Source organism: Siccirubricoccus sp. G192, assembly GCF_019084075.1.
In the GTDB taxonomy this organism is placed as follows: domain Bacteria; phylum Pseudomonadota; class Alphaproteobacteria; order Acetobacterales; family Acetobacteraceae; genus G192.
Genome location: NZ_JAHREN010000001.1, coordinates 4,119,054 through 4,131,225 on the forward strand (window position 1 = coordinate 4,119,054; position 12,172 = coordinate 4,131,225).

At 69.8% G+C, this 12,172-nt stretch carries 11 protein-coding genes and 1 pseudogene; 8 read left to right on the plus strand and 4 right to left on the minus strand.

Translation table 11 applies throughout. The features are described 5' to 3' along the window. Positions 1–5: 5 nt before the first annotated feature. A complete protein-coding gene (gene sufB / locus KSF81_RS19920) occupies positions 6–1,496 on the minus strand; it encodes a Fe-S cluster assembly protein SufB (RefSeq protein WP_217380447.1) in 1,491 nt (496 codons plus the stop codon). An 8-nt stretch (positions 1,497–1,504) separates the two neighbouring features. Then, positions 1,505–1,978 (minus strand): SUF system Fe-S cluster assembly regulator, encoded by a 474-nt coding sequence (locus KSF81_RS19925; RefSeq protein ID WP_217380448.1) that lies wholly within the window; start codon positions 1,976–1,978, stop codon positions 1,505–1,507. A 152-nt stretch (positions 1,979–2,130) separates the two neighbouring features. Here KSF81_RS19925 and KSF81_RS30075 point away from each other — a divergent pair, with 152 nt between their 5' ends. Both KSF81_RS30075 and KSF81_RS30080 read left to right on the plus strand, forming a co-directional pair. Next, complete coding sequence (locus KSF81_RS30075; RefSeq protein WP_254453633.1) at positions 2,131–2,700, plus strand: alpha/beta fold hydrolase; 570 nt, start codon at positions 2,131–2,133, stop codon at positions 2,698–2,700. A gap of 2 nt (positions 2,701–2,702) precedes the next feature. Continuing rightward, on the plus strand, positions 2,703–3,014 hold the full coding sequence (locus KSF81_RS30080; RefSeq protein ID WP_254453634.1) for an alpha/beta fold hydrolase: 312 nt from the start codon (positions 2,703–2,705) through the stop codon (positions 3,012–3,014). 117 nt (positions 3,015–3,131) lie between these two features. Here KSF81_RS30080 and KSF81_RS19935 read toward each other — a convergent pair whose 3' ends face one another. Continuing rightward, positions 3,132–3,458 (minus strand): hypothetical protein, encoded by a 327-nt coding sequence (locus KSF81_RS19935; protein WP_217380449.1) that lies wholly within the window; start codon positions 3,456–3,458, stop codon positions 3,132–3,134. A 361-nt stretch (positions 3,459–3,819) separates the two neighbouring features. On the opposite strand from KSF81_RS19935, the pseudogene KSF81_RS32325 reads away from it, so the two are divergent. From KSF81_RS32325 to KSF81_RS19950, 4 genes and pseudogenes are all read left to right on the plus strand, one after another. Beyond that, a pseudogene (locus tag KSF81_RS32325) lies at positions 3,820–4,080 on the plus strand (PHB depolymerase family esterase); the annotation flags it as partial. A gap of 61 nt (positions 4,081–4,141) precedes the next feature. After that, a complete protein-coding gene (locus KSF81_RS30090; protein WP_254453636.1) occupies positions 4,142–4,855 on the plus strand; it encodes a PHB depolymerase family esterase in 714 nt (237 codons plus the stop codon). Positions 4,856–4,982: 127 nt separating this feature from the next. Then, entirely contained in the window at positions 4,983–7,991 is a 3,009-nt protein-coding gene (locus KSF81_RS19945; RefSeq protein WP_217380450.1) for an SbmA/BacA-like family transporter, read from the plus strand. 136 nt (positions 7,992–8,127) lie between these two features. Then, positions 8,128–9,234, plus strand: coding sequence for a DSD1 family PLP-dependent enzyme (locus KSF81_RS19950; protein ID WP_217380451.1), 1,107 nt, complete (start codon positions 8,128–8,130; stop codon positions 9,232–9,234). A 35-nt stretch (positions 9,235–9,269) separates the two neighbouring features. On the opposite strand, the gene KSF81_RS19955 is transcribed toward KSF81_RS19950, so the two are convergent. Next, the gene (locus KSF81_RS19955) at positions 9,270–10,490 is read right to left on the minus strand and encodes a D-alanyl-D-alanine carboxypeptidase family protein (RefSeq protein ID WP_217380452.1); all 1,221 of its coding nucleotides are present in this window, start codon (positions 10,488–10,490) and stop codon (positions 9,270–9,272) included. A 368-nt stretch (positions 10,491–10,858) separates the two neighbouring features. On the opposite strand from KSF81_RS19955, the gene KSF81_RS19960 reads away from it, so the two are divergent. Together KSF81_RS19960 and clpS are read left to right on the plus strand one after the other, a co-directional pair. Beyond that, the gene (locus KSF81_RS19960) at positions 10,859–11,380 is read left to right on the plus strand and encodes a phasin family protein (RefSeq protein ID WP_217380453.1); all 522 of its coding nucleotides are present in this window, start codon (positions 10,859–10,861) and stop codon (positions 11,378–11,380) included. Positions 11,381–11,758: 378 nt separating this feature from the next. Then, a complete protein-coding gene (gene clpS, locus KSF81_RS19965) occupies positions 11,759–12,106 on the plus strand; it encodes an ATP-dependent Clp protease adapter ClpS (protein WP_217380454.1) in 348 nt (115 codons plus the stop codon). Positions 12,107–12,172 lie beyond the last annotated feature (66 nt).

The following is a 12,172-nucleotide window of genomic DNA, read 5'->3' on the forward strand; positions in this document are numbered from 1 at the left end:
CTTCCCTAGCCCACCGAGCCTTCAAGGCTGATCTGCAGCAGCTTCTGCGCTTCCACCGCGAACTCCATCGGCAATTCCTTCAGCACCTCGCGACAGAAGCCATTGACGATGAGCCCGACCGCATCCTCCTGCGTGAGGCCGCGCGAGCGGCAGTAGAACAACTGGTCCTCGGCGATGCGGCTGGTGGTGGCCTCATGCTCCACCTTCGCGCTGATGCAGCGGTTCTCGATATAGGGCACGGTATGTGCACCGCACTGGTCGCCGATCAGCAGCGAATCGCATTGCGTGAAGTTGCGGGCCGCCGAGGCCGCGGGCGCGATGCGCACCAGGCCGCGATAGGTGTTCTGCCCGCGCCCGGCCGAGATGCCCTTGGAGACGATGGTGGAGGTCGTCCGCTTGCCGAGATGGATCATCTTGGTGCCGGTATCGGCCTGCTGGCGGTTGTTGGTGATGGCGACCGAGTAGAACTCGCCCACGCTGTCATCGCCCAGCAGAATGCAGGACGGGTATTTCCAGGTGATGGCCGAGCCCGTCTCCACCTGCGTCCAGCTCACCTTGGACCGCGCGCCGCGGCACTGCGCCCGCTTGGTGACGAAGTTGTAGATTCCGCCGCGGCCCTCGGCGTCGCCGGGATACCAGTTTTGCACCGTGCTGTATTTGATGGTGGCGTCATCCAGCGCCACCAGTTCCACCACCGCGGCATGCAACTGGTTCTCGTCGCGCATCGGCGCGGTGCAGCCTTCGAGGTAGCTCACATGGCTGCCGGCATCGGCGATGATGAGTGTGCGCTCGAACTGACCGGTGCTCTTCGCATTGATGCGGAAATAGGTGGAGAGCTCCATCGGGCAGCGCACCCCTTTCGGGATGTAGACGAAGCTGCCATCGGTGAAGACCGCGCTGTTCAGCGCCGCGTAGAAATTGTCGCCCTGCGGCACCACGCTGCCGAGATACTGCCGCACCAGATCGGGATGATCCTGCACCGCCTCGCTGATCGGGCAGAAGATGATGCCGTCCTTGGCCAGCCGTTCCTTGAAGGTGGTGGCGACCGAGACGCTGTCGAAGACCGCATCCACCGCGATGGGCATGGAGCGCCCCTCGCCGCCTTCCTGCTGCGGCGAGACGCCGGCGAGCCAGGCCTGCTCCTTCAGCGGGATGCCGAGCTTCTCATAGGTGCGCAGCAATTCGGGATCGACCTCGTCCAGGCTTTTCGGCCCTTCCTTGGGCGCCGCGTAGTAATAGGCGTCCTGGTAGTCGATCGGCGGATAGGAGACCGCGGCCCAGCGCGGCTCCTCCATCTTTTTCCAAAGGGCGAAGGCTTTCAGCCGCCATTCCAGCAGCCATTCCGGCTCGTTCTTCTTCTTCGAGATGAAGCGGACGATGTCCTCGTTCAGCCCCTTGGGGGCGAAATCCATCTCGATATCCGTCTGGAAGCCCCACTTGTAGGCACCCTCGGTGACGGACTGGACAGTGTCGATCGTCTCGGTAACGGCGGGCATGGGAATTCCTACTCGGCGACGAGTTGAGCAAGGACCGGGGCGGCGGCAACGGGCTGGCGCACCGGATGCGGGGCGGCGATATCGGCGACGGTGATGCCGGAAAGCGCATTGCGGATGGCGTCATTCACCGGGTCCCAGCGGCCGCGGACCTGGCAGACGCCCTCCGCCTCGCAGAGGCCGGCGACGCCATCGACGCAGGCGGTCAGCGCGATCGGCCCATCGAAGGCGAAGATCACCTCAGACAGCGGCAGGGCAGCGAGCGGGCGGGTCAGGCGATAGCCGCCCCGGGCACCGCGCACCCCCTCCACCAACCCGGCCTGTCCGAGGATCTTCAGCACCTTGGCAACCGTCGGTTCGGCGATGCCGGTGGCCAGGGCCAAGCCGGGCGCAGTCTGCACCTGCCCGCCCGGCACCGCGCCTTCGCGCGCCAGCCGGCCCAGCACCACCACCGCGTAATCGGTCAGTTTGGAAAGCCTGAACACGAGCCTGTCCCTCTCTCCGCACTCAAATAGGACCTTTCAGGTCCCCTTTGAAGCCCCCCTGCCTCGGCACAGCCATGCACCCACCGCAAGGGCGGGCTTCCGGTGCGGCAATGCCGCCGGTAGCCTGCCCGCGTGGTATGGGAGGGCGTCGCATGCCGAGCATCCGCACCGAGGATGGCGTGGAGTTGCACTATGAGGAGGCAGGCCAGGGCACGCCCTTGGTCTTCGTCCATGAATTCGCCGGCGATAGCCGAAGCTGGGAGCCGCAACTCCGCTTCTTCGCCCGCCGCTACCGCTGCATCGCCTTCAATGCCCGCGGCTATCCGCCGAGCGGCGTGCCCTCCGAGCCCGCCGCCTATTCGCAGGACCGCGCCACGGACGATATCGCCACCGTCATCGAGGGGCTGGGGCTGGGCGCCGCGCATGTGGTGGGGCTGTCCATGGGCGGCTTCGCGGCGCTGCATCTCGGCCTGCGGCATCCGCACCTGGCCCGCAGCCTCACTGCGGCGGGCGTCGGCTATGGCGCGGCGCCTGGCAAGCGCGAGCAGTTCCGCGCTGAAACCGACACCGCCATAGGCCGCATCCGGGCCGAGGGCATGGCGGATTCGGCAAGGTCTATAGCCGTGGACCGACCCGCCTGGTCTTCGAGGAAAAGGACCCGCGCGGCTATGCCGAATTCCAGGCGCAGCTTTGCGGCCATTCCACCGAGGGCTCGGCCCTGACCATGCAAGGCGTGCAGCGGGCACGGCCGAGCCTCTTCGATCTCGAAGCCGGGTTCCGCGCGATGAAGCTGCCCACCCTGGTGATCTGCGGCGATGAGGACGACCCAACCCTGGAGCCCGGACTCTTCCTCAAGCGCTGCATCGCCACCAGCGCCCTGCTGGTGCTGCCGCGCTGCGGCCATGCCATGAATCTGGAGGAGCCGGAGGCGTTCAACCGGGCGGTGCTGGATTTCATCACCTGGGTCGATGCCGGCCGCTGGTGGGAACGCAACCCGGAAACGCTGGCGGGCGGCATCATCGCCGGCAAGGGCTAGAGCGGATCGCCGCAGGGCGGAACCGCCCGGAGGCGTGAATCCGCTCACCAAACAACAGGCTACAGCGGCGTGCCGAACCATCAATTCGGCACGCCGCTGTAAGCCCCGGGCGCGCCGCTACCGGCGCGTCGTGCCACCCATGCGGGCGAAGACCATGCGGTCCCGGTTCTCCTGCATCAGCATGGTGAAGCCGGGGATGCTGACCAGTCCAAGGCCGCGCGGCAGGCCGGTATCCGGGTCCGGCGCGACGTTGCCGTAGCTCTCGCCCGAGATCTTCTCCCATTTCCCGGCGGGCTTCTTCACCTCGACATTCACCACCGTCGCCTTGAAGACCATCCGCACGATGGCCTCCCTGGGCGAGGAGGGCTTCGTCAAGCTCGGACAGCCGGCGATGATCTGCCAGCCATTCGCCAGCGCCCAGGCCGTGAGTTCTTCCTTGTCCATGGCATCAGGCCCTCCAATCCCGATAGCCTTTTAGCGCCGGTTCCGCAGCCAATGGAACCGCTTCCCTTTGTAAGTCGTGCAGGCTGATACCATGTTGCGCCGCAGCATATTTATGTTGCACCGCACAGGAACCGTGAGCCGCCGATCGCGCTCCGGTTTTCATGGCCGTCGCGGAACCCTGGTCCGGGTTCCGCCCCGACCAGTCTCGCCGGCCCAGGAAGGACCAAAAGCCTTGCACCGACCCCGCATCAACCTCGCCGATCTCGTCCGCCAGCGCAGTTTCCAGGCCGCTGCCACCCGGACGGCCGCGCCACATCTCACGGAAGTCCAGGATTTCGGTCCCAATCCTGGGGCGCTCCGCATGCTGAGCTTCGTGCCGGAGGGCCTGCCCGAGGGGGCGCCCCTGGTGGTCGCGCTGCATGGCTGCACCCAGAACGCCGCCGGCTATGACCGCGGCTGCGGCTGGTCGGACCTGGCCCGGCAACTCGGCTTCGCCCTGCTGCTGCCGGAACAGCGCCAGGCCAACAACCCCAACCGCTGCTTCAACTGGTTCGAGCCGGGCGACACCGCGCGCGATGCCGGCGAGGCCGCCTCGATCCGGCAAATGGTGGCGCATATGCTGGCGGCGCACCGGCTGGACCCGCGCCGGGTCTTCGTCACCGGGCTTTCGGCCGGGGGGCGCCATGACCTCGGTGATGCTGGCCACCTATCCGGAGGTCTTCGCCGCCGGCGCCATCATCGCCGGCCTGCCGCACGGCGCGGCCTCCAACATGCAGGAAGCCTTCGAGGCGATGGCCAGTGGCCGGCCGCGGCCGGCGCGGGGCTGGGGCGATCTGGTCCGCGCCGCCTCGCCGCATCGCGGTCCCTGGCCGCGCGTCTCGGTCTGGCAGGGCGAGGCGGACAGCACGGTGCGGCCGGTGAATGCCGAGCAGATCCTGCGGCAATGGACCGACCTGCACGGCCATTCCGGCGCCCCGGTGCCGGAGCCCACGGCCGGCGGCCATCGCCACCGGGTCTGGCGCGATGCGGCAGGCACGATCCTGCTGGAGAGCCACAGCATCGCCGGCATGGCGCATGGCGTCCCCATTCATCCCGGCGAGGGCGAGCAGCGCGGTGGCATGGCGGGGCCCTTCATCCTGGATGCCGGGATCTCCTCCACCCACCGGATCGCCGCCTTCTTCGGCCTCGGCGGTGCCCCGGCGGCAGCGGCCATGTCGGCGCGCAGCATGGTACCGGCGGGGATCATCGCGATCGGCCGCGATGGCGAGGCGCGGCTTGGGGCAAGGGCGGAGCGCCCCGCCGCTGCCAGGCAGCCGGAGGCTCCCGCAGCGCAGGGCTTCGATCCCGGCAGGGTGATCCGGCGGGCGCTCGAAGCGGCGGGGCTGCTCAAATCCTGATTTAAATGGCGGGCCGCCATCAGTGGCGCGAATGGAAGGTCTGTCGCTGGGCGACAACTTCAGGTTGATCGCCTATTGAGTGCGATATACCATCTCCGGATCACGCTTTATTGATCCGGAGGGCGCCATGGCAGGATTGGGTCTCGACGCGAAGCCCGTCCCCCGGCCCGAAGGCGCCGGGCGCCGCCTCTGGCGCTTGGTGCGCGATTACTACGGCTCCGAGGAGTGGCGTTCCGCCTGGGGCCTCACCCTTGGCGTCGTGCTGCTCACCGTGCTGCAGATCGCGATCCAGGTGCGGCTCAATCTCTGGAACCGCGATTTCTTCGACGCGCTGGAGCAGCGCGACCGCGAGGTCTTCCTCGGCCAGATGGGGCTTTTCGCCGTGCTGGCCCTCGCCGGCATCGCCGCGGCGGTGTTCCAGTTGCAGGTCCGGCAGGTGCTGCAATTGCGCTGGCGGCGCTGGCTGGTGCACCGGATGCAGGGGCGGCTGCTGACGGGCAATTGCCATTACCGCCTGCAATTCCTGGAAGGCGCCGCCGACAACCCGGACCAGCGGATCAGCGAGAATACCCGCTGGGCCACCGCCATGGCGGTGGATATGGCGGTCGGGTTGCTGCATTCGGTGCTGCTGCTGGCCTCCTTCGCCGGCATCCTCTGGACCTTGTCGGGGCCGCTGCCGGTTTCGCTGGGCGGCCATGAATTCGAGATCCCGGGCTACATGGTCTTCGCCGCGCTGCTCTATGCCGCCATCGGCACCGGCCTGACCTGGCTGATCGGCCGGCCACTGGTCGGCATCAATACCCGCCGCAACGAGGCCGAGGGCGACCATCGCTTCGCCCTGGTCCGGCTGCGCGAGAATGCCGAAGGGGTCGCGCTGATCCGCGGCGAGGCGGATGAGGAGCGCGGCCTGCGCCATTCCTTCGGCCGCGTCCTGGCGGTGATGCGGGACCTGTATCGTGGCGAGCGGCGGCTGATGGGGCTCGCCGCCGCCTATGGCATGGTCACCCATATCTTCCCGATCCTGGTCGCCGCGCCGCGCTATTTCGCCGGCGCCATCACGCTCGGCGTCCTGATGCAGGTGGGCCAGGCCTTCTACGAGGTGACGCGGGCGCTGAACTGGTTCATGGCGAATTATCCCCGCCTCGCCGACTGGGCGAGCCATGTCGAGCGCAGCGTGGAATTGGAGGACAGCCTCGCCGCCGCCGCGGCGGTCGGCCAGGGCGAGGCCATCCGCATCGAGGAAGGTCCACTGCCGGATGGGCGCGAGGTGCTCTCGCTCAGCGGCCTCAGCCTCGCCACCCCCGGCGGCGCGCTGCTGATAGCCGGCGCCGATGCCGAGATCCGGCCCGGCGAGCGCGTGCTGATCCAGGGCGAGAGCGGCACCGGCAAATCCACCCTGTTCCGCGCCATCGCCGGCGCCTGGACCTGGGGTGCCGGGTGCATCCGGGTGCCGGCGCGGGAGGGGATGATGTTCATGCCGCAGCGTCCCTACCTGCCGCTCGGCGCGCTGCGGGAGGCGGTGGCCTATCCCGCCCCGCCCGGGCATTTCCCGGATGCGGCGGTCCGGGCGGCACTGACCCGCTGCGGCCTGGCGCCGCTCGCCGGCCGGCTGGACGAGGCGGCGCGCTGGGACCGCATCCTGTCGCTCGGCGAGCAGCAGCGCCTGGCCTTCGCCCGGCTGCTGCTGCATCGGCCGCGCTGGGTCTTCATGGACGAGGCGACGGCGGCGCTCGACGAGGCGAACCAGGAGCTGATGATGCGGCTGTTCCGGGAGGAACTGGCCGGCAGCGCCCTGGTCTCGATCGGCCATCGCCCCGGCCTCGATGCCTATCACGACCGCACCCTGGTGCTGCGGCGCGCGGCGGCGGGGGCAAGGCTCGGGGCGCCTGGCCTGGCGGCCGTGGAAGGGCGTGGCGAGGCTCCGGCCCTGGCGCTGCCGGCCCTGCCCCGCATGGCGGCCGGGGCCCCTGCCCGGCACTTGGCCGGACGCAGGCGCCGGCCGCATGCCGACCGCCGCCTGCGCGGTGGCACCAGGGGGAAGCCCGATCTAGCCGCCCCACCATCAGGCGTGGGCCACCGCCAGGCCGCCTCGACCGCGCCGCGCCGGCATGGCACTCCCACCGGCATGCGCCCCACCCTGCATCCGCGGCTGCTGAATGGCCGTGACGGCGACCCCGGCCTGTATCTGGAGGCGCTGCACCTGCCGGATGCCGTGCTGATCGATTGCGGCGACCTCTCCACCCTGTCGCCCCGGCATCTGCTGCGGGTCGGCGCGCTGCTCGTCAGCCATGCGCATATGGACCATTGGGCTGGCTTCGACCGGCTGCTGCGGCTGCAGATCGGCCGGGCGAAGCGGCTGCCGGTGGTGGGGCCGGCAGGCTTTGCGGCGCGGCTGTTCCACCGGCTGCACTCCTATACCTGGAACCTGGCCGACCGGATTCCCGCCGACCTGGCCTTCGAGGTCACGGAGGTGACGGCCGCCGAATCCTGGCCTCGCACCCGGCTGCGGCTGCATGGCGGCTTCATGCCGGAGCCCCTGCCCCCGCTCCCGGCCGCGGCGGATGGCACCGTGCTGCGGCTCGGCCCGCTCCGGCTGCGCGCCGCGGTGCTGGACCATGGCACCCCCTGCCTCGGCTTCGCGGTGGAGGAGGCAATGCACCTCAATGTCTGGCGGACCCGGCTGGAGGCGCGCGGACTGCCCGTCGGCCCCTGGCTCGCCGGGCTGAAGCAGGCCGTGGCGGAGGGGCGGCCGGACAGCCATCCGGTGCCGGTCTTCGCCCGACCGGCCGAGGCGGATGGCGCCGCCAGCCTGCCGCTCGGCCCCTTGCGTGAGCTGATCGACATCACGCCCGGGCAGCACCTGGCCTATGTCACCGACATGGCCGATACGCCGGCCAACCGCGCCGCCGCGATTCGCCTGGCGCAGGGTGCCGATATCCTGTTCATCGAGGCGCCCTTCGCCGCCGACGATGCCGCCCTCGCCACCGACCGGCAGCACCTGACCACCCGGGCGGCCGGCGAGATCGCCCGCGCCGCCGGGGCTCGCCGGATCGAGCCCTTCCATTTCTCGCCGCGCTACGAGGGCCAGGAGGCGCGGCTGCTGGCGGAGGTGGCGGCCGCCGCCGCCGGGGCCTAGACCACAGTCTTTCAGACTGTGGTCTGGCTTTTCTGGATCGGCCAACTTCGTCGTCCTGGCTGGAAACGCGAGCGTTTCCAGCCAGGACGACGTTGGACTAGCCTGCGCGCGGATCGCCAGAGGGGAACGACACGCCATGCTGCAACCGCCGCCCGCCGAACCCGGCATGCGCGAGGAGGAGGTGGATACCCCCGCCCTGCTGCTCGACCTCGATGCCTTCGAGGCCAATCTGGATGCGATGGCGGCGCTGCTGGCGCCCACCGGCGCGAAGCTGCGCGCCCATGCCAAGACCCATAAATCCCCGGTCATCGCCCGCCTGCAAATGGAGCGCGGCGCCATCGGCCAATGCGTGCAGAAGGTGGCGGAAGCCGAGATCCTGGCCTGGGGCGGCATCCCCGACATCCTGGTGAGCAACGAGGTGGTGGGGCCCCGCAAGCTGGCCAGGCTGGCGGCGCTGGCGCGCATCAGCCGGGTCGCGGTCTGCGCCGATGGCGCCGAACAGGTCGCGGCCTACGAGGCGGCGGCCGAGGCGGCCGGCATCCGCCTGCCGGTGCTGGTCGAGATCGATATCGGCGCCGCCCGCTGCGGCGTGGAGCCCGGGCCGCCGGCCGTCGCCCTGGCCGAGCGGATCGCCGGCAGCCGCCACCTGATCTTCGGCGGGCTCCAGGCCTATCACGGCAGCGCCCAGCACAAGCGGAGCCCGGCGGAGCGGGCAGCGGCCATCGGCGGCGCGGCCGAGGCGACGCGCCGCACGGTGGAGCAATTGCGCCAGCGCGGCCTCGACTGCCCGATCGTCGGCGGCGCCGGCACCGGCACCTTCCCGCTGGAGGCCGGCAGCGGCGTCTTCACCGAAATCCAGGCCGGCTCCTACGCCTTCATGGATGCCGACTACGCCCGGAACGAGAGCCCGCCGCCCTTCCGCCACGCCCTGTTCGTGCTGGCCACCGTGATGAGCCGCTCGATCCCCGGTGTCGCCGTGGTGGATGCCGGGCACAAGGCGGTGGCGGTGGATTCCGGCCTGCCGCTGGTCTGGGAACGGCCGGGGCTACGCTTTGCCGGCGCCTCGGACGAGCACGGGAAGATCCTGGTGGAGGGCGGCGCCGCGCCGGTGCTGGGCGAGCGGCTGCGGCTGGTGCCCGGCCATTGCGACCCGACGGTGGACCGCTACGACTGGTATGTCGGGGTCCGCCGGGGCCGGGTGGAATGCCTCTGGCCGGTGGCCGCGCGCGGCGCCATGGCCTGAGGCCTGCGGGCCTGGTTGTGCCAGGCCGGAATTCCTCAGCGACGGCGGCTGGCCTGCCGTGGCTTGGCGGCCGGCGCCGCGGCCGCCACTCGCCCGGCAGTGGGTTTCACCGGCCGGCGGAGGGTCTGGGCCGGACGGGCCAGGCTCCGGCTGGAGGTGTCGCCCTGCTCGATCCGCGCGGCCGGCGGGCGGGCGGGCCTGGTCGCGGTCATCCGCAGCAGGCCGGGGCGTGTCGTGGTCCGGGCGGCGGCAGGTGGCGCGGCACGCTGCACGGACCGGCCGGCGGCGACGGCACGGGCCTGGGGCCGGGCACCCGCCTGCGCCGAAGCGCGGGCCGCCGACCTGACGCGGGCACTCGCGGCATGGGCGCCGGCCACCACGCCAGGCAGGCTGCGGCGGGCCACCATCTCGCTGCGCGGCGCGACCCCCATGCCGGCGAAGCCCTGGTCGAGCAGCGCCATCATGTGCCGGTCGCGCTCGCGCCCGGTGCGGCCGCCGAAGACGCTGGCCACCAGTCGCACGCCGTCGCGCTGCGCGCTGGCCACCAGGTTGAAGCCGCTGTCATTCACATAGCCGGTCTTGATGCCGTCGGTGCCCTCGTATTCCTGCAGCAGCCGGTTGTGGTTCCAGTGGGTGCGGCCGCGGAAGACGAAATGCGGGGTCGAGAAATAGGCGTAGCGGTCCGGGAAGTCCTGCATCAGCCGGCGGCCGAGCAGGGCCATGTCCCGCGCCGTGCTCATCTGGTCGAGGTCCGGCAGGCCGGAGGCGTTGCGGAAGGTGGTGCGGCTCATGCCGAGCGCCCGGGCCCGCAGCGTCATCATCTGGGCGAAGCGGTCCTCGCTGCCGCCGCCTAGATGCTCGCCGAGCGCGGCGGCGGCGTCATTGGCGGATTTGGTGACCAGCGCCAGGATGGCTTCCTCGACCGTGAGGCTCATGCCCGGCACCAGGCCGAGGCGCGAGGGCGGCATCGAGGCGGCCTCGGAGGAGACGCGGACCGGGCTGGACAGGCTGGTCCGGCCATCCCGCAATGCCTCGAAGGCCATGTAGAGGGTCATCATCTTGGTGAGCGAGGCCGGATAGCGGCGCTCATCCGGATTGGCGGCGATGAGCACGGCGCCGGTCCGGGCATCCGTGACGATCGCGGCATAGCGGTCGCTGCCGATCTGCGCCATTGCAGGCGCGGCGGTTGCTAAACCGAAAAGGGTGGAAAGGGTCAGCACGACCCCCAGGCGCAACGCAGCGCAGGTCCCGAACATGCTGCCCCCTGATGCGCGGTGCGCCCCCCCCGGCGTCCCTGCGAATCGACGCAACACTAATGCGTGGGGCCGTTGCTTGTCACCTAGAACTGAATGGGAACTCCACATTTTGCAAGGCTTTGGCCGGCGGCCCTCGCTTCACGTCGCCGGAGCCGATTGCGGAACGGTTGCTCACCTCACGTTTTGGTGATTTCCCCCTCATGTTGCAGTGCAAAATAAGGCTTGCATCGCCCCCTCGCAGGTCGCTACAAGGCGCCATGTTGCAGCGCAGCAAAGCCGGTTCCGTGGCCGGGCTGCGCCCAGGACTGAAACGGCCGACGCCTCTGGCGGGGCCGCTGGACCAGACCCCGGTAACAAGGAGCAGGACCATGGCGACGATCCCTGAGACGAAGACTGCCGAAGTGAAGAAGCTGGTCAATGAGGCGGCGCAGAACGGCGCGGCCCAGACCCGCAAGCTGGTGGACGAGAGCGCCGTGCAGGCGCGTGCTGCGATGGAGACGAGCATGGAACAGGCGAACAAGGCGGCCGAGGGCTTCATGAAGGCGGCCGAGCAGGCGGCGGAATTCGGCCGCGGCAATGCCGAGGCGGTGGCCAAGGCGACCCAGGCCTATGTGGCCGGCGTGCAGGACCTCAGCCGCCTGACCATGGCGCTGGTCCAGGGCCTGGCCGACCAGGCGATCGAAGGCGCCAAGGCCCTCAGCACCGTCCGCAGCCTGAAGGAAGCCACCGAGATCCAGGCCAACCTGACCCGCGCCACCCTGCAGCGCACCCTCTCCGAGAGCGCGAAGCTCCAGGAGACCGCGCTGAAGGTTGCCGAGCAGTCCTTCGCGCCGATCTCGGCCCGCGTGACGCTGGCCGTCGAGAAGATGGCCCGCCCGATCGCGGCCTGACACCATCCCGGGACCCGGGGGCCATCCGGCCCCGGGGTCTGAGGGTTGGCTGAGACCACGGCGGATTGCGTTCATCCTTGAACGCAATCCGCCGTAGCTGCTTGTTTGCAGGGCAGATTCACGCTTCCGGACGTTCACGTCCGTCCGCGATCTGCGCTACAGGGGCCCGGCGCCGGCTGTCCTTTTCCGCAATCGCGGGGGGGGGATCGCCGGGCCGGGCTCTTTCCGTTTCATGGTTTCCTTCCCATATCCGCTTCACGCTCGCGCGTGGCACTTCACCTTATGCCATGCCGTCCGATATCCTCCCTGCCAGGCGGGCATGTGCCCGCCGCCCCAGGATGCCCGCAGGCGGGCAAAGGCCTGCCGACCAGGAACCTCATGAGCGATCAAGACAAGCGGCCGAACGGGGGCAATGTGCCAGGCGACACCACACCGAATACCGGCGTGGTGGTGAAGGCGCGGCCGCGCACCAAGAAGCCCGCCATGTACAAGGTGCTGATGCTGAACGACGACTACACGCCGATGGAATTCGTCGTGCATGTCCTGGAACGCTTCTTCCAGAAGAACCGGGAGGAAGCGACCCGCATCATGCTGCACGTGCATCGGCGCGGCGTCGGGGTCTGCGGGGTTTATACCTATGAGGTCGCCGAGACCAAGGTGACGCAGGTCATGGACTTGGCGCGGCAGAATCAGCACCCTCTCCAATGCACGATTGAGAAGGAATGATCCTGCTACCATCCGGCCGGAGGAGGCCGGCCATGCCGCGGCAGGGCACCGGGCCCGGAAACGCCG